16 protein-coding genes and 1 pseudogene are annotated in these 16,672 nt (G+C 40.1%); 7 read left to right on the plus strand and 10 right to left on the minus strand.

Annotated features, from left to right (window positions below):
• Window positions 1-90: 90 nt before the first annotated feature.
• Window positions 91-1,788, plus strand: coding sequence for a DUF3352 domain-containing protein (locus H6G76_RS28870; protein ID WP_190708758.1), 1,698 nt, complete (start codon window positions 91-93; stop codon window positions 1,786-1,788).
• Between the two features lie 78 nt (window positions 1,789-1,866).
• On the opposite strand, the gene H6G76_RS28875 is transcribed toward H6G76_RS28870, so the two are convergent.
• Window positions 1,867-4,431 carry a dynamin family protein gene (locus H6G76_RS28875; RefSeq protein ID WP_190708760.1) on the minus strand — a complete coding sequence of 855 codons (2,565 nt, stop codon included), beginning with the start codon at window positions 4,429-4,431 and terminating at the stop codon, window positions 1,867-1,869.
• Window positions 4,432-4,574: 143 nt separating this feature from the next.
• Here H6G76_RS28875 and H6G76_RS28880 point away from each other — a divergent pair, with 143 nt between their 5' ends.
• From H6G76_RS28880 to H6G76_RS28890, 3 genes are all read left to right on the plus strand, one after another.
• Window positions 4,575-5,882 carry a hypothetical protein gene (locus tag H6G76_RS28880; RefSeq protein ID WP_190708762.1) on the plus strand — a complete coding sequence of 436 codons (1,308 nt, stop codon included), beginning with the start codon at window positions 4,575-4,577 and terminating at the stop codon, window positions 5,880-5,882.
• A 98-nt stretch (window positions 5,883-5,980) separates the two neighbouring features.
• Window positions 5,981-6,901, plus strand: a complete 921-nt coding sequence (locus tag H6G76_RS28885; RefSeq protein WP_190708764.1) for a class I SAM-dependent methyltransferase — start codon at window positions 5,981-5,983, stop codon at window positions 6,899-6,901.
• Window positions 6,894-7,856: a PrsW family glutamic-type intramembrane protease gene (locus H6G76_RS28890; protein ID WP_190708766.1), complete on the plus strand. Its 963-nt coding sequence runs from the start codon at window positions 6,894-6,896 to the stop codon at window positions 7,854-7,856. Before H6G76_RS28885 ends, H6G76_RS28890 begins: the two co-directional genes overlap by 8 nt.
• Before the next feature lie 97 nt (window positions 7,857-7,953).
• Here the strand turns inward: H6G76_RS28890 and H6G76_RS28895 are convergent, their stop codons facing one another.
• Together H6G76_RS28895 and H6G76_RS28900 are read right to left on the minus strand one after the other, a co-directional pair.
• Complete coding sequence (locus tag H6G76_RS28895; protein WP_190708768.1) at window positions 7,954-8,346, minus strand: hypothetical protein; 393 nt, start codon at window positions 8,344-8,346, stop codon at window positions 7,954-7,956.
• A gap of 57 nt (window positions 8,347-8,403) precedes the next feature.
• Entirely contained in the window at window positions 8,404-9,276 is an 873-nt protein-coding gene (locus H6G76_RS28900; protein WP_190708769.1) for a 6-carboxytetrahydropterin synthase, read from the minus strand.
• A 131-nt stretch (window positions 9,277-9,407) separates the two neighbouring features.
• Between H6G76_RS28900 and H6G76_RS28905 the strand changes: the two genes are divergently transcribed.
• From H6G76_RS28905 to H6G76_RS28915, 3 genes are all read left to right on the plus strand, one after another.
• Entirely contained in the window at window positions 9,408-9,617 is a 210-nt protein-coding gene (locus tag H6G76_RS28905; protein ID WP_190708771.1) for a hypothetical protein, read from the plus strand.
• 193 nt (window positions 9,618-9,810) lie between these two features.
• A complete protein-coding gene (locus H6G76_RS28910) occupies window positions 9,811-10,083 on the plus strand; it encodes a hypothetical protein (RefSeq protein WP_190708772.1) in 273 nt (90 codons plus the stop codon).
• Entirely contained in the window at window positions 10,077-10,448 is a 372-nt protein-coding gene (locus H6G76_RS28915; protein WP_199337569.1) for a clan AA aspartic protease, read from the plus strand. Before H6G76_RS28910 ends, H6G76_RS28915 begins: the two co-directional genes overlap by 7 nt.
• A gap of 30 nt (window positions 10,449-10,478) precedes the next feature.
• Here the strand turns inward: H6G76_RS28915 and H6G76_RS28920 are convergent, their stop codons facing one another.
• The 7 genes and pseudogenes from H6G76_RS28920 to H6G76_RS28950 all read right to left on the minus strand — a co-directional run.
• Window positions 10,479-10,742, minus strand: coding sequence for a hypothetical protein (locus H6G76_RS28920; protein ID WP_190708774.1), 264 nt, complete (start codon window positions 10,740-10,742; stop codon window positions 10,479-10,481).
• Between the two features lie 134 nt (window positions 10,743-10,876).
• Window positions 10,877-11,569, minus strand: coding sequence for a J domain-containing protein (locus H6G76_RS28925; RefSeq protein WP_190708781.1), 693 nt, complete (start codon window positions 11,567-11,569; stop codon window positions 10,877-10,879).
• 14 nt (window positions 11,570-11,583) lie between these two features.
• Window positions 11,584-12,546, minus strand: a complete 963-nt coding sequence (cysK, locus tag H6G76_RS28930; RefSeq protein WP_190708783.1) for a cysteine synthase A — start codon at window positions 12,544-12,546, stop codon at window positions 11,584-11,586.
• Window positions 12,547-12,783: 237 nt separating this feature from the next.
• Entirely contained in the window at window positions 12,784-13,221 is a 438-nt protein-coding gene (locus tag H6G76_RS28935; protein ID WP_190708785.1) for an Rrf2 family transcriptional regulator, read from the minus strand.
• A gap of 294 nt (window positions 13,222-13,515) precedes the next feature.
• The gene (locus tag H6G76_RS28940; protein ID WP_190708787.1) at window positions 13,516-15,267 is read right to left on the minus strand and encodes an iron uptake porin; all 1,752 of its coding nucleotides are present in this window, start codon (window positions 15,265-15,267) and stop codon (window positions 13,516-13,518) included.
• A 351-nt stretch (window positions 15,268-15,618) separates the two neighbouring features.
• Window positions 15,619-15,900 carry a 4a-hydroxytetrahydrobiopterin dehydratase gene (locus tag H6G76_RS28945; protein WP_190708788.1) on the minus strand — a complete coding sequence of 94 codons (282 nt, stop codon included), beginning with the start codon at window positions 15,898-15,900 and terminating at the stop codon, window positions 15,619-15,621.
• Window positions 15,901-16,540: 640 nt separating this feature from the next.
• Window positions 16,541-16,672 (minus strand): annotated as a pseudogene (locus tag H6G76_RS28950) (photosystem II D2 protein (photosystem q(a) protein)); the annotation flags it as partial.

Genomic DNA, 16,672 nt, shown 5'->3' on the forward strand with positions numbered 1-16,672 from the left:
AATAGTGAAATTTTTGAATAATTCCGAGAACTCAACAATGACGTTTTTACTAACCTTGGTAAAAATTTGAGAAAAATTAGGACGATCACAATGTTTCAAAGTAAGTCAAAATTTTTGCTGCCTGCCATTGGTGCATTTGTAGCAGTTGTAGGAGGTGTAGCAGTCTATACATATCTGTTTAAAGGCCCATCCGGAGATAGCTCAGGTGCTTTAGGTAGTGCTAAGTTAGTTCCAGCCTCAGCACTGATGGCTACCTATGTAACCACCGACCCCCAAGCTTGGGCAAAATTACAACAATTTGGTACTCCTGAAGCCCAGAAGTTATTAACAAAAAGCCTAGAAAGCTTTAATAAAGATTTATTTAAAGGCAGTGATATTTCTTACGAAAAAGATATCAAGCCTTGGGTTGGTGGGGTCATGATTGCAGTGTTACCACCAAATCCAACCAAACCTGCTCAGTTAAATATTGGTGTACCTGGTAATAAAGAAATAACTCCTGCAATTAAGTCGCAACAAGAGGCGAACATTTTAATGGTGGTAGGGATCAAAGATAAACTAACTGCTTTGAATTTTGCTAACAGATTAAAAAGTCAAAAAGGAGTGAAAAGTCAGGATATTGATTATAAAGGTGAAAAAATAACAGAAACTATAGAAGAAGGTAAACAAACATATAGTGTAGTTATTAATAACAGCTATTTATTATTAGCTCCTGAGAAGCAATCTGTAGAAAAAGCAATTGATACTTATAAAGGTCAGCCTTCTTTTGCTACTAAAGAAGGTGCTAGTGATATTTTGCCTAAAGCGATAAATTTGCAAAACACACTTGCTCAAATTTATGTACCAGACTACGCAAATATGGTACAGCAACTAGCAGCAGCCAGCCCGCAAGCAAGACAATTACCTCCACAAAGTTTGTCACAGTTGAAACAAGTAAAATCAATGGTGGCTGGTGTTGGTGTTGATGACCAGGGAGTTAGGGTAAAAGCGATCGCCAATTTAGATCCGCAACTGAACAAATTTCAGTATCAAAATACGCCAGCTAAAATATTGACGCAATTTCCCAGCGATACCTTTGCCTTAATTAGCGGTAACGGAATTAGCCGTGGCTGGCAAACATTTGTAGAACAGGCCAAAGAGTATCCCGAATTTCAACAAGGGCTGCAACAGGTACGCGGCCAGATGAAATTCGTTGATCTTGACTTAGATAAAGATATTTTTGGCTGGATGGATGGAGAATTTGGCTTGGCTGCGATTCCATCTAATCAAGGCGTGTTAGCAAGTGTAGGTTTTGGCGGTGCTTTTATATTTGATACCAGCGATCGCAAAACCGCAGAAGCCACCTTCACCAAACTTGATAATCTTGCCAAAGCCCAGAGAATCAACATTGCTACCAGAAATATTGGTGGTAAAGATGTCACTGAATGGCAGATACCCCAACAAGGTGCATTATTGTCTCACGGTTGGTTAGATCAAGATACCGTCTTTTTAGCAGTTGGCGGCCCCGTTGGTGATGCAGTAGTGGCTTCTAACGGCCAAACTTTAGATAAAAGCGACACCTTTAAAACTGTTACAGGTTCATTGCAACAGCCTAACGGTGGCTATTTTTATTTAGATATGGACAAAACAGTCACTCTAGTTAACCGTTTTGCTAGCCAAGGTAGACCAATTCCACCTGAGACTAGTGCCATCTTGAGTTCGATTCGCGGTTTTGCTGCAACTGCTACTAGTCCCGATAAATCAACCAGTCAACTCGAAATTTTATTGGCTTTAAAACCGAGTCAGAAATAGAGAGTCAGAATAGGGAAAGAGTTTTCTAATACTCTTTCTCTAATAATAAATGTGCGATCGCATACGTATAACTATTTACTAAACACTACATTGGCTGAGTAGAACTTCTAGGTCATTTTGTACTTTCTCAAGTTCTTGACGCTTGTGAAAAATTAACTGTTTTTCAGCTTCACGTTGTTCTAGAGTTGCTTCGTGAGCTTTTTCTTGCTGTTCTAGGAGGTTTTCATAGAGTGCGATCGCTTGCTCAATTATTTTACTTGCTGATTCAATACGGTTATTTAAAACTGTAGTAATTATTTCTTTTAACTTTTTATCAAATTCATCCCTTGATTCGTTCAATTTTTTAAAACCTATATCACAAACTTTCAGTTTTATTTGGTTTCTTACTCCATCTAGGTCTAGCATTCCTAACCCCAATGAACCAGCGATCGCAGCAGCAACACTAGCAACAACAACTGCTATAAATCCAATTCCTGTGAATACTACTAAGCCAGCTGCTAAAGCACCACCTATTCCTAGCCCTCCGCCTATGCTTCCCAACCCCATAAAATCATCTTTAATTCCTGTAATAGAAAGATTTATTCGTTCACTAAAACTTGTGTTAACTTGTTGATCTAAACGTTTAAAATCGCCTTGAATTGCGTCCAGTTCATAAGCCACTTTTGCATCTAAATAACTAAAAACTGTTTTGAATATTTTATCTTTTAGGATTTGATTCGCCCAGTCATCTATTTCTTTTGATAAATCCCTGATAAACTGATTAGTATAATCCTTAATCAATTTGTCTCGGCTAAAAACTGGATTATGTTCTGAATACCAAGATTTACTTTTGTTAGCCATTTTATTGTCTAACTCTTTACGCCAATCATCGCTATATTTAGTAGCTTTATCATAAACTAGCTCTGTAAGATTAGATACCAACATACGTATTTTTATATCTCTCCCGCTTGCTTCTCCTATCCTTTCTAAAATATCCTGCTTTTCTGAATCAGAGAGTTTAATTTTTCCATCTAAAGTCTTTTCAGCTTGAGATAGGCTATCTACAAATTTTTGAATTATTCTATTAACTTGATTGGCAGAATGTTTAATTTTTACTCTGCCACTTTCAAGTGTTAGAAATTCCTCAAGAGACTGAGTAAAATTCTGGAAGCTTTGCAAATACTCATTTTCTGATCCCTGTAATATTGCATCCAGTGTGGCTTGAGCTGAAATTAAGTGAACGCGGTTGTGACCTGTAACTATAGGATTTTCACCCAGTACAAACCTTTCAATTCTCTGTTTTACTTGTTCACGTCCTTTGTCGCTACGTACTAAATCTATAAAGTTTCCTACTACAAAAAGATTATTAGCAGGTTCATTTTCTTGACCATCATTTAGTTGAGTTTTTATATCTAAAAGTAAGTCACGTTCTCCTTGAGTGAAAGAACGTGAAGCATTAGTTAGGAAAATAGCTGCATCAGTATCCTTGAGCAATCTTTGTGTAATTGCAGTACGGTCGGGGTGTTCGTTTAAGCCTGGAGAATCTATGATTTCTACGCCACTACTACATAACTCTAAACCAGGATGCTCAAAAACAATTTCTGCTATTTCTGAATGTCCGAGTTCATCACTTAGACAACCTATTGCTGCATCCTCTGAAATTGTCGCCTTCAGTTGATACTGATCACAAGAAATTTCTTCTTGTCGTCCATCTTTATAACGACAAATTACTCGTTTTTGAGTTCCGTATTTTAAGACTGTTACTGTACCACTACAAGGAATTTCTCTTACAGGTTGTATTTCTTCACCTAGTAAAGTGTTTAATAGAGTTGATTTGCCTTGGCTAAATTCACCTATAACGGCTAACCTAAACTGGTGAGACTGCAATTTTTGAGATACTTCACTGGCTTCCTCTATCAGAGTTTGAGGTAGAAACTCTTGCTTTTGGCATTCCTCAATTATTTGTAATATTTGATAAAAATAATTATTTAATTGCTGATGATAGCTTTGAAGACTTTTTAATTTTTTGTAATTTATATTTTGAGGCTGTTTAGTAGTTTTGTGTTCTGGTTTAACAGGTAAAATCTTCAGAATATTGCCGGCTTCTTTGACAAATATAGTATCTAGATTTTGGAAACGAGAGGGGTTAAGTAAAAAACTTACTTCATTAACAGCAGTAATTTCTACATCCGTGTTATGAGTAAATACAGATTCTACAACTACTAAATGTTGCGGATTAATATCTAGTTTTTGAGCAAATATTTGTAAATACTTTTTCTCGCGTGAGTCCATTTCACCATCTACTGTTGATATTTCATATCCAAAACTAATTAATAGCAGTCTTTCTGAGTTTGACAGTGGAGACGCTATGGTTAATAAATCATTTATTTGTTGATGAACTTGATGCTCCTTGATCCCCTTAATCATCAAATGTGTTACTCGACGCAAATCACTTTCTGGTAAGCTAAATCGATACAAAATTGCCAGTAACCTCTGCTTTTCTGACTCTGCAACTGTGCCATCTACAAATATTACTCCCAGCAGCACTGTTACTAAATTGGCTAAAAATATCAAAAGTGGTGTGATATCTTTTTGACTCAGATTTTGCCCCGTAATGCGCAACATTAATTCAACAGTCTGAGCGTCAACCCGTGAAGTATCCATATAGATTTTGAATCAATAGAGTTTTACGGGTTTAGTATGCCCATGTTGAGAAAAAATTTACCTATTTACCGAATAAATACGGTTATTTTCTCGAATCAAAACCCGTTAGGCTCAGACAAATTAGCTTTTAACTATGCAAATATATGCAGTTCCAATTTGCTCCTCTAATTCAAGCTGGTATTGAAAGTGGTAAATATCTACCAGTCTTTAGTAATGGCATACCAATAGCTATGGCTAGAGATGTAGCTACAGGACAGTTTGTAGCTCATGCGATTGGTGCAGTAGCTAACAACAGCCCTTTATCACCCTTGGTGTTTGCTCCTAATTTGCTGATGAGTGGGGCGCAAATGTATCAAACTCATAGAGGCTTTACTGCTGTACTGAATAATCTGCAAACTATACAAAATAGCTTGGGAGTGCTGCAAGCCACAACAGCTTTAATTGGTGTGGGAACAGTTGCAGGTGTAGCGTTAAGCGCAGTTAATCTACATCAGACACTCAAGCTGAGAAAAGAAGTAGAGCAAATGCGGCTGGAGGTCAAAAATGGTTTTATTGACTTGAAACAAGCTTTAAAAGACCAAGGAGTAGAAATTAGGCAATTAATTGAGCAAGTAGCCCAAGATATCAAATTTGAGCAACATCGTACTGTTTTAATTCGAGCGTATGGGCTATTTATTCAAGCTATGAACCGCTTTCGTACAGCGATGCAATTACAGGATATTAGCCGAAGAAACGCTGAGATTGATGGTGTAAAGGGAATGTTATTTGAGGCTTTAGCAGATTATACTAATCCTCATCTATTGTCAGAAACTTGTGCAGCTGGACAACTTCGCAGGCTGGAATGTTCTTGGGCAATTGAACAGGCGATTGTTGTTACCTATCAAGTCCAAAATGAAATGTCAGCCGTTAGCGACAGACTTGGCAATCTTCAAAATACCATCCGTGAAAACGCTTGCATGATTATTGATTCATGCGACTCATCTGATGAACTTGATTTTCTTTTCCCGGAAATCAGCCGTATTCGTCACCATGATTTAGCAGTTGTCGAAACATGGCACAATCAAGTTGACTGGATGCGATCGCTCCCTGAATCAGAACTGAAACTCTTAAATAGTGCTGATTTCGCAACTTCAGAATCTAGCATCCCGGACACCAACCAAACCACAACCGTTTTAGCACCACCAGAACAACTTGCATACGAAAATTTAAGCGAAAAATCTCATTTCTACTCTTTACGTGACCAGCTAATATTTATGTTTAAGCCAGCACTACGTAAAGAGTATGAAGCCTACGTCAGCCAACAAGCTGGTATTGCTGGTTATAGAACATTAGTTCCTAAAAATCTACAGCAAGCATCTGACTTAACGGTTGCAAACCTTTATTACTACTTCCAAAGTCGAGATAAGTCTGCAACCGAGCAAGTGCAAACAGTACAAGCTATAGCGGTATAGCGTGAAAACTCAATCTTTACGCAACTTAATCTATTTCTAGACTCGCTTGTAGGAGTTATGTCATAAGTTAAAAAAGGCTATTAAATGCAAACTAACTTATGACTGCTGCTGTACAAACCTCTCCTAACCTAGCTGTCAACTTGGTAAATGGCATTTTGGCAATCAAGCCTTTAGCTAACCTCGCCAAGCACCAAGCCCGCCAAATGATGATTAAACGCGCTGAGAGAATTGGCGTACCTTGGACGAAAGAAGTAGAGAAATTACAAGAGCGTGATTGGTCAGAGGATTTAGCTGCAATTCAAAATCCTCAAATTTCTTACCCAGATTATTATCACCATGAATTCCACGCTTACGAAGACGGAAATCTCGGTTGGAAACCAGCTTTTGAGTTAGAAGTTGCGGCTCGTACTGTTCATGCAGGAATTTGGCAGGATACTGGAGCTAACGGAGATGCTCAACTGCGCCAAAGTTATCACGAAATACTCAAAGCACAACTCCCCAATTCGCCCCAAGATATTTTAGACTTAGCCTGTGGTGTAGGTTTGAGTACGTTTTCCTTACAGGAAGTTTATCCCCAAGCTAAAATCACAGGCTTAGATTTATCGCCTTACTTCTTAGCTGTTGCTAACTACCGCGCCCAACAGCGACAAGCAAATATAGATTGGGTTCATGCCGCAGCTGAATCGACAGGGCTACCAGATGCCTCATTTGATTTAGTTTCCACATTTTTGCTTTGTCATGAATTGCCCCAAGTTCCCACCCGCCAGATTTTTGCAGAAGCAAGGCGGTTGTTGCGTCCTGGTGGTCACTTAACAATCATGGATATGAATCCCCAATCTGAAATTTACAAAAAAATGCCGCCCTACATCTTAACGCTGCTCAAAAGTACCGAACCATATTTAGATGAGTATTTTGCTTTGGATATTGAGCAAGCATTAGTAGAAGCTGGCTTCCAAACTCCTACTATCACTAGCAATACCCCTCGTCACCGAACTGTCATCGCACAGGTGCGTGGCTAATTTAGCTTTACTGCTGTGGGCAGTAATTCCACCACTGCTGTTTTTGGGCTATTACTATCGCCGGATTGCATTTGCTCCGTCTTACTTACGTTTGCTATTGTTCTTTGCTGCTGGGGCAATATCTGGTGTTGTTGCCCTCAGCCTAGAATTAGGTTTTGAAACTGTAGCTAACTCCTTCGTCGGCTGGCAACTTCTGGGGCGATCGCTTTTTGGTGTAGCTTTAAGACAATTGGTAGAAATCGGCCCAATTGAAGAAGGCTGTAAGTTAGCAGCCGTAATTATTCCCGCAATCTATCTGCAACGCCGATATCAATTACGCGCCAGTACTATTTTTTTGTTTACTGTTGCTGTTGCTTTAGGTTTTACAGCCGAAGAAAACTGGATTTACTTTTACCGTGGCACAGCATCAATTTTTGACCGAAGTATTGGTACGCCAGTCCATGCCATGTTTTCCGCACCTTGGGGTTACGTTCTAGGGAGTTATTTTTCTAAAAACAGGAGAACCCTTACTCTCCATTCACTTTCAATTCCCAAAGCCTTGTTAAACTCTGTTACTTGCCATGCTTTGGTGAATGTTCTCTCTATTGCTTGGCGTTATCCGATACCTCTCAAATTCCTCAGTTATGGTTTGTTTCCTTTCTTGTTGTGGATGTTTTGGCGGCTGGAACAATTACTGCGAACAGTACAAGGTCAACCTCCAATTAATTTAATTTCTGGTTTTACCCCACAACATCGTTATTGGCAAAGAGGGTTAGTAATATTTGCTTTAATTGTCGGTGGTAACTCTATCTTTGGGTGGTTACTTTTAGCCAGAATTATTAGTCCTTTACGTATATCACAGCTTTTATATCCAAATATTTTGCAGTTTATATTCAGTCGCTTTTTACTAAATCTATTGTTTGCCCTTGTAGCGTGGCTAATTTACTTATATTTGCTCAATTCTACTTACCGTTAGTAAATTTTTAAAGCAGTTGTTAAAAACTGGCACTTCCTCGTTTGCGCCTACCCTACGGAAACGACTAAAGGCGAATGCGCGAAACAAAATCAATACCCTACCACAATACCCAACGTAGAAACTTTGCTGACACTTCCACCTCAAAGCCTAGCCTTTCAACCTCAGCACTCGAAGTTTCGCCCTCGGAACCCCAACCTTCGAGTAAAAAACCTGAAACTTCGTCCTCAAAACTCGAAAGATTGACTTCGGAACTCCAACTTTCGAGTAAAAAACCTGAAACTTCGCCCTCAGAACTCGAAAGATTGACTTCGGAACTCCAACCTTCGAGTAAAAAACCTGAAACTTCACCCTCAGAACTCGAAGTTTCACCTTCGGAACTCCAACCTTCGAGTAAAAAACCTAAAACTTCACCCTCAGAACTCGAAAGATTGACTTCGGAACTCGGTTGACCAAATAATTTACTTGGATTATTACAAAAAACTGTAAACACGCTATCAGTCTTTGTTGGGTTTCGCTGTCGCTCAACCCAACCTTATACTAATTTCTTCTACACTTTTGCTAACACTGGTTGTTGTTGTGCTGTGTTGCTAGTATTTTCTTCTACATCAGTGCAGTAGATTTCGCAGGAGTTATTAGGACTTTCAATGAGTTTAACTTTGTAAAGCTTGGCTCCTAAGTTTTGGATAGGCGATCGCAGTAAATTACTAATATATAGTGCGATATTTTCCGCAGTTGGTACAACTTCCGCAAAATAAGGCACATCCTTATTTAAAAATGTGTGATCAAATGGTTCTACCACATAATCTTCTATCACTTGATGCAACGCACCTAAATCAATAATCATCCCTGTGCGCTGATCAATTTCTCCTTTCACAGTCACTTCTAGATGATAGTTGTGTCCGTGGCCATTAGTACGCGCACACTTACCATAAATCTCAGTATTATCTTCAAGGCTGAGATTAGGATGTGCCAGCCTATGGGCTGCGCTAAAGTGAGTGCTAATAGAGAGGTAGGCTTCCATTGAGTTTCCCATATAATCTGCCCAAAGTTCAGGATGTTCAAATAACTGTACGCGGACTATAGGCAAGTAGGGTGCTAACCTTTGCCAGATAACCCGTGCAATATTTTCTGTGGTAGGTAGAGTTTCTTGAAATTCTGCCCAGACATCATTGAGATAAGAAAAATCTAGTTGGCTTGTAACTTCACGTTTAATTACGTGTTTGACATCAGACAAATTCAGCACCATGCCATACTCATCTAGTTCCCCAGCCAGAGAAATAAATAAAACATAGTTGTGTCCGTGTCCGGGGAATTTTGAGCCAGCACCAAATTTCTCAAAATTCTCAGCTTCACTCAGTTCGGGTAACCAATAGCGATGACTAGCCGAGAATTGAGCGCGGCGATTTACGATACATTGCATGAGTACACTGGGAAAAAATTTTAAACTTTCTTAATCTTTCACTCTTTTCAGGATAAACTAATTTCTTCCTCTGTGGCGATGGGAATAATATTCATGTCCATTAAATAAATATCAGACTGCTAATTTCTTATATGGCTGAAATTACAGACAACAACGAAGCTCTAAACCGTAGTGAATCACTCATCAAAGAAATATTGAAGGTTGTGGATTTAATTCCAAGCTTTTTACCACAGAAAAGCGACTTGCAGGGAAAATTGGATAATTTACGTTCTGTTATACAAGGGCTACGTCCAGCAAGAATTATGTATTCGGCCGTTCTAAATCTGGTAAATCATCCCTAATTAAGTTTCGGTAGTATACTATCTGCAAGTGCTGGAGCAATTGCTACACAAGGATTAGGAGATGCTGCGATCGCATATTTTCTGCCACAGCCGCAAGTAAAGAATGCAGCCTCTTGAATTAAAATTTTGACTATTGCTTCTGTCTTAAAATGATGGCAGAAGCCTTATAAATCTAAACTTGCATCTTACTTTTATGTCTTACCCTAAACTCAGTGGTGAAGAAATTACCAAACGTGGTAGAGAACTCTATGAAAACAGTATCCGATCACAAGTGGAATTAACACAGAACATTGGCAAGATTATTTCAATAAATGTAGAAACAGGTGAATATGAAATCGGTGATGATTTAATCATTACCAGTCGCAAATTACAATCTAAACAAGCTGATGCGCCAATTTGGGCAGGACGTATTGGTTATAACGCGGTCTATGCGGTTGGTGGTACATTGATCAGGACGGCATGGTGATACATGGAACCGTTGTTGGGTTACAAGCGCGAATTAATTTAATTATTTGTCTTTCTCAAAGTTCAAACATAGAAATTGAATGTGTTGTTGATACTGGTTTTGAAGGTTATTTGACTTTGCCATCCGCAGTTATTAATAAGCTTGGTTTGCCTTACTTAGCTCGCATCGACGCAAATCTTGCAGATAATTCAAGTGTTCCTGTTAACGTTCATCTAGTCACTATTCTTTGGAATGGTATAGAGCGCGATGTTGCTGTGTTAGTAATGGGTAGTCGTCCTATCATTGGAACTGCGCTACTTGAAGATTGCCATCTCAGTATAGATTTTTATGATGGTGGTACGGTTCTGGTTGATGATATTTTGTAATGTTGAGCAAATTCTAAATTTTAAGGCTAATTAATTTTCTTCCATTACTGTTGATGATTTTGCCAACTGTTCTCTTACCCATTGCCGCACATGACGAATTAAACTTGTTTCGCCCATCATTAAACTTAATTCTAAAAACTGCATCAGCACAGTAGCATCAAACATTGGCAACGCTAACGATACCTTACAAGGTTGATACTCTTCATTAACCAAACCGCAAATAGTCAACATCTCACGATCAAAACGCCATACTTCTGGTACTTTCAACGCTGGATAAATCCTCATGCGATTCATTGAACTTGAATGCCTTGAAGTATGGTTATATTTGTAGGTGTTTCAGCTAAAGTTGTGCTAGAAGCGATCGCAGTATTCATACTTTTCTCCTTTAGCTAGAAATATCAAATTATTTGAGATATTAACTGATTGTTTTACTGCTTAACTGAATCTTGCGCCTCATAATGTAATCTCGTCGCTATGCGAAACATTTCTTGTCCCGTATGCAAATAGCGATCGTCATAGCTAAGTGGAAAGTATGCAAATTCTTCAATACCATCTGCTACTTGATTGAGGCTGTAGTAGAGATGAGCCGCAGTTCTCGCTAAACTAGGAGGATTAGGCAGTGAACGAAAGATAAATTGAGCTTGTTTAATCTCGTCTCGACAAATAGCTAAATATTCTTGAAATTCTTCCAACAATTGATCGTCAAAGGGATCGGCGGCTAGTTCTTCAATTTGCTCTTCTAGAGAATCAAGAATTTCACCAAGTATGTGATTGACTGGTTGATAGATTAACCGTAGCCATTCCTCGACTTGTTCATCAACATTTTTACCTGATTTTCGAGTGGCTTGATAATGTTTTTGAGCGGCGGCGGCGCGTTGTTGACGATTTTGAGCTTCATCTTGGAGTTTTTGATCATAATCTAGGCGACTTTGACTGTCACCTAAGACTTCATAAGCAGCATTAATGCGGATAATTTTATCTTTATCTGCTGTTTCTTGATTGCTGTCAGGATGAAATAATTTAACCAAGCGGCGATAAGCTTGTTTAATCTCCGCTTGGCTGGCATCAGGATTAATTTTCAGAGTTTGGTAGTGGTTATCAGTCTGCTTGGAGTCAACCATTAGTCTAATTGATGTTAGCTGACGCTGGTGACTATCTTTGCTTCCAGGTCTTGGAATAACGGTGTACTTAAATACCTTTCTCCAAAACTGGGCTGAATCATCACAATTAAGCGTCCTTCGTTTTCTGGGCGTTGAGCGAGGCTAATGGCAGCACATAAAGCTGCGCCGCTGGAAATTCCAGATAATAGTCCTTCTTCTCTGGCTAACCGCCGACTATAAGCGATCGCATCTTCATCGTTGACGGTAATCACTTCATCAATGAACTTCATTTTCAGCACTTGGGGAATAAATCCCGCGCCTATCCCTTGGATTTTGTGCGCTCCTGGTTTTCCCCCAGATAAAACTGGACTATTAGCCGGCTCAACAGCGATCGCTTTAAAGCTCGGTTTGCGTGCTTTAATTACCTCTGCTACACCAGTGATCGTACCACCTGTACCCACACCAGCGACAATCATATCTACCTGACCATCAGTATCTTCCCAAATTTCCTCGGCTGTAGTTTCCCGATGTATTTTGGCATTCGCCGGATTACGAAACTGCTGCAACATATAGGAGTAGGGTGTACTATTAACTATTTCCTGAGCGCGTCGAATTGCGCCACCCATCCCTTCAATTCCGGGTGTAAGTTCTAATTCTGCCCCATAAGCCCGCAACATTGCCCGACGTTCTCCACTCATGGTGTCCGGCATCGTCAAAATTAAGCGATAACCCTTGGCTGCCGCTACCATTGCTAAGGCAATTCCAGTATTACCAGAAGTTGGTTCTACTAAAACTGTCTTTCCCGGAGAAATCAACCCCTCCTCTTCCGCCGCATTAATCATGCTAATCCCAATCCGGTCTTTAACTGATGCCGAGGGGTTCATACTTTCCAGTTTCACCACTATTTGTGCTAAACATCCCTCTTGCTGAGGAATGCGATTTAGTTGCACTAGCGGTGTACGGCCAACCAGTTCTGTAATATTACGAGCAATCCGCATAATCATATTCCTTTGTTATCAGTCAATAGTCCATAGTTAAGAATAGGGTGTAGGAAAGACGGCATTGGTTGGGGCGTATGTTTCCTCCAGATGGTGCAATCGTCTTGAAAAGACGGGGCGGATGTTTCCCTAGGGTTGTTGGGGCTGTCTCTTCCCCTACCCCCCAAACCCCGCCCCAACGGGGCTTGGTCAAGAGTAAGCATAAAACACAAATGACCAATGACTAATGACTATTGACTAAATGTAGTACATGATATCTAACTGTTTTCGGGCATCTCTTTTTTCACAAAGATCCTGAAGCGTATAGTTTTGCAAAACAGAATTTGCAGCTTGACGTGCTTCTTGCCAAATTTCATCGACAACGGCACTGTCTACACTTTTGAGGCTGGCAGTTTCTTCGCTTACCTTTACATCTAAACCTTCCAAGCATTCTAAAACTTCATATATTGTAATTTTCCACGGTTCCCGTGAGAGAAGATAGCCACCTTTAGAACCACGTTGGCTTTTGATGATCCCTCCACGTCTCAAAGTTGCCAACAGCTGTTCTAAATAGCGATCGGGTATACTTTGTTGAGCAGCGATTTGCCGAATTTGCATTGGTTCGCCATTGTCATAGTGAGTTGCCATTTCTATTAACGCAAGAATTGCGTACTCTGATTTACACGATAGTTCCACAGGCGGTAATTAAAAATAAAGGCTAAAGGATTTTTTTGGTACAGATGTTTTCGTAAACGCGTAGCGGGGAAACACCACTGTCGTGTCACCCGTTAGCAAGCCTTCTCTCAAGGAGAGATGCTATATGAACGAATGTTAGAGGTTGCCACAGGCTAGGTTAGGCTAAAGGCTTACTTATATTAGTATACTCCGGTTAACTACTGGGGTTTGTTGATTGTTACTAATAAAGACAAAAAACCCCGCCTTTGGGCGGGGTTCAATTTAATTAAAAGTTATGTAAAGTCTTTCCAGGTTCTAGAATGTGAAGGTTGTGCGGAGAGTACCGATAATCGCATCATCGTTGTCGCTGTTTTGACCAGGAGAGGTCAACCAGATAACACCAGGAGTGATGGAAATATTATCAGACACGCGATACTTGTAGAAACCTTCGATTTGGTATGGTACGTCTCCACCGTTTCTGCCAGTAAAACCTGGACGGTTAAGTGCATAAGGAACTGCACCAGCGAAAATACCCAATACGTTACCTTGTTTACCAAAATCAGGTAAAGCTACACCAGCACCGTAAGACCAAGCTTCAAAATCATTGCCAGCACCTGTGGGAGTGACATCATGGTATGATACAAAGCCGCTAATTGACAATTTGTCGCTGGGTCTGAATGCAGCCGATATACCGTAAGAATTACTGGAAGATGAGGTATCGAGTCTATTAGCTGCTTCAGTACCTACTAAAGCAACGTTATTCCCATTGAAACCACCTGCATCAAATAAGGAACTGCCTGCACCATTGTATCCATGAACATAGGTTGCAGCTAACGCTACGCGATCGCCAATACCAAAGTTCAATTGTCCTAAAGCAGCGTAGTTACCGTTGAACAGACCTGAACCATCACTCGGAGTGTTAGCTTCCGATGACAAGTAACCTACAGTAATAGAGCTTGGTTTAATAATACTGCCGCCTTGACCAAAAGGTATGTTCAAAGCTATACCAGCACCACCACCAATCCGATAAATCGGGTTTTCTGACGAGAAGGTAGATAACGCGCCATTACCACCGTCAGTTTTGTCAAAGAAGTAAGGGTTGTTAACAGCAGTGTAATGACTGTGTTGTCCACCAGCAGCAGCTAAGTAAACTTGAGCTGGGCCGATGGGGGCTTCGTAAGTTAACCTGTCTATCTTGACATTGTTAGTAGTTGAGCCACCATTAGCTTGGAAAGTTTGTAAACCTTCCCCGCTAAAACCACCGTTGATACCAGTACCAGTAGAGTCTTGGATGCTAAAGGGAGTGGTGTTACTAGCAGTCAGACGGGTAGTTAATACGTCTCTACCGGTGAAGCTGGTTTGCAAGCCTAAACGTACTCTGTCTTGGAATACGGTGTTGTTAGCATCACCTGTGTTGTCGCCAAACGCATCAGTTACTGCGAAAATTGCTTCACCGACTAATTTGGTGGTAGTAGAGAATTGGTTAGCTTCCAATTCAGCAGTGCGTGCTTCTAAAGCATCGACGCGACCACGCAAGGTTGCCAATTCAGCAGAGAATTCTTCTTGTAAACGCTGTAGGGTTGCTAAATCTTGCTTAGTTACCAAGTCAGCGGTCGCTGTAGCAATCAATTCGTTTACGCGATCTAAACAGGCGTTTAAACCAGCAGCGAATTCGTAACGGGTCAGAGCGCGGTTACCGCGATAAGTACCATTGGGATAACCAGCAATACATCCATATCGCTCAACCAAGGACTGCAATGCTTGGAATGCCCAGTCAGTAGGTTGTACGTCAGAGAACTGCGAAACCGATGTTACTTGACCTTGAGTAGCGTTGGTTTTGCCTTCGTTGCTGTAACGGTTAACTTGGTCTAAAACTTGAGTGTCGTTGTTAGCAGGGGCTGCTTGTGCCAAGATATCTGGCTGTACAACTTCTGCTGCAACAGTTTTTTCTGTTACTGAAACTTCAGTGGTTGCATTGGGAGCGGCCATTGCTGTTGCTGAAACGAGTAGGCTTGCTCCTAAGACTGCTGGGCTAACCACGAGTGATTTCCACAAGAGATTAGACATTTTTACTTTTCTCCTCACACCTTGTATAGAGAATTGTTTTCGTAGCACTTACTCTCAAACATACGACATCTTGTTGAAATCTTGTAATGAGGTATGGTGCAACTAATACAATTTTAGTTTTCGCAAAGCTAATATCTAATTAACTTAGTGTTAAAAATGATGTAATTAACTTATGCAAAAAACATAGCTTCATAGCTTATTATTATAGAGCAATAACACAACATAACAACGTAATTGCGATCGGCTGTTAAACTGTCACATCACAACCTCAGTCTAGCCAGGACAAGAGTAGGGTTGAGAGTATTTATAATTTCCTACTTAGCACTATTCATTGCAATCTGCCCCAGAATTTCAACTAATTTGAGAAATTACGGCTGCTAGGTCAAAATCATTTTGGGTTAAACCACCAGCATCGTGAGTTGTAAGGGTAATTGTGACTTTGTTATAAGAAATTTCTATATCTGGATGATGACCAGCGGATTCAGCAGGTTCTACCAACTTATTAACAAATTCAATTGCTGCAACAAAATCTTTAAACTTACGAGTGGTTTGCAACTTGTTGCCTTCAACAGCCCACCCTGACAGAGTATTCGTCCGTTCTTGAATTTCTGCGTCAGTCAGTAGTTGTGTCATACCACAAAATCCCGATTTATATTTTTTTGAGTAATCTAAAATATTTGAGTTAAAACAACTAGGCTCTATTTTTTGTAAGTTAGTCTCTATGATGAAAAGTTTTGCACTGCTGAAGTCAAAGCTTTTTGGAATGAACTTCATCACGTCAACAAGCTACTATATATATTTATGCAATAAGCCCGCTGTTAAAAGCTCAAGGTAGATTTAATTCTAATTATTATACAAAAAACTATCCGCTCTGATGTTAGATCAGTTGATCTAATATCAGAGCGGTCTAGCGGGTCTTCAGGTTGCAACCAGACTGCCGGGAGGAACTCCCAGCTTTGCCTAGCTAATTGAGATAACTATAGTTTCTCAATTTAACTAAGGCTAACTTTTAGAGAACAGCCCCGGCGCGCAGCCGGCTAACTGCAACCTGATGACCCATGCGTTTACTACTTTCTATCATGGGCATCACCTCCTTGTTGCCTAAGCGGTCTTAGTTTCAAAAAGGCAGAGTAATTACTCTGGGCTTTAACCTTCAATCAATATAACATATGAATTCTAGAAATGAAATGTAAATAAAAAATCCTCCACTCAAAAGCGGAGGATGGATCAAAGATGGGGGAATGATGAATCTTAAATTACGAATTCACCAAGTTTACAGAGCATTACCGCGAGGCAACACTTCTTCAGGGAATATAAATTGTTCGTGAGGCTGATCTTGAGGAGCCATCCAAGCGCGGATACCCTCGTTCAGCAAAATGTTTTTGGTATAGAAAGTTTCAAATTC

The sequence above is a fragment of the Nostoc sp. FACHB-152 genome (genome assembly GCF_014697475.1).
Lineage (GTDB): Bacteria > Cyanobacteriota > Cyanobacteriia > Cyanobacteriales > Nostocaceae > Nostoc_B.

Excerpts from the sequence above, each read along its gene's own strand:
- H6G76_RS28915 (WP_199337569.1), top strand. The coding sequence starts at position 10,077 with ATGGTGATACATGGAACCGTTGTTGGGTTACAAGCGCGAATTAATTTA.
- H6G76_RS28900 (WP_190708769.1), bottom strand. The coding sequence starts at position 9,276 with ATGCAATGTATCGTAAATCGCCGCGCTCAATTCTCGGCTAGTCATCGC.
- H6G76_RS28910 (WP_190708772.1), top strand. The coding sequence starts at position 9,811 with ATGTCTTACCCTAAACTCAGTGGTGAAGAAATTACCAAACGTGGTAGA.
- H6G76_RS28885 (WP_190708764.1), top strand. The coding sequence starts at position 5,981 with ATGACTGCTGCTGTACAAACCTCTCCTAACCTAGCTGTCAACTTGGTA.
- cysK (WP_190708783.1), bottom strand. The coding sequence starts at position 12,546 with ATGCGGATTGCTCGTAATATTACAGAACTGGTTGGCCGTACACCGCTA.
- H6G76_RS28940 (WP_190708787.1), bottom strand. The coding sequence starts at position 15,267 with ATGTCTAATCTCTTGTGGAAATCACTCGTGGTTAGCCCAGCAGTCTTA.
- H6G76_RS28875 (WP_190708760.1), bottom strand. The coding sequence starts at position 4,431 with ATGGATACTTCACGGGTTGACGCTCAGACTGTTGAATTAATGTTGCGC.
- H6G76_RS28880 (WP_190708762.1), top strand. The coding sequence starts at position 4,575 with ATGCAGTTCCAATTTGCTCCTCTAATTCAAGCTGGTATTGAAAGTGGT.
- H6G76_RS28920 (WP_190708774.1), bottom strand. The coding sequence starts at position 10,742 with ATGAATCGCATGAGGATTTATCCAGCGTTGAAAGTACCAGAAGTATGG.
- H6G76_RS28925 (WP_190708781.1), bottom strand. The coding sequence starts at position 11,569 with ATGGTTGACTCCAAGCAGACTGATAACCACTACCAAACTCTGAAAATT.
- H6G76_RS28870 (WP_190708758.1), top strand. The coding sequence starts at position 91 with ATGTTTCAAAGTAAGTCAAAATTTTTGCTGCCTGCCATTGGTGCATTT.
- H6G76_RS28945 (WP_190708788.1), bottom strand. The coding sequence starts at position 15,900 with ATGACACAACTACTGACTGACGCAGAAATTCAAGAACGGACGAATACT.
- H6G76_RS28905 (WP_190708771.1), top strand. The coding sequence starts at position 9,408 with ATGGCTGAAATTACAGACAACAACGAAGCTCTAAACCGTAGTGAATCA.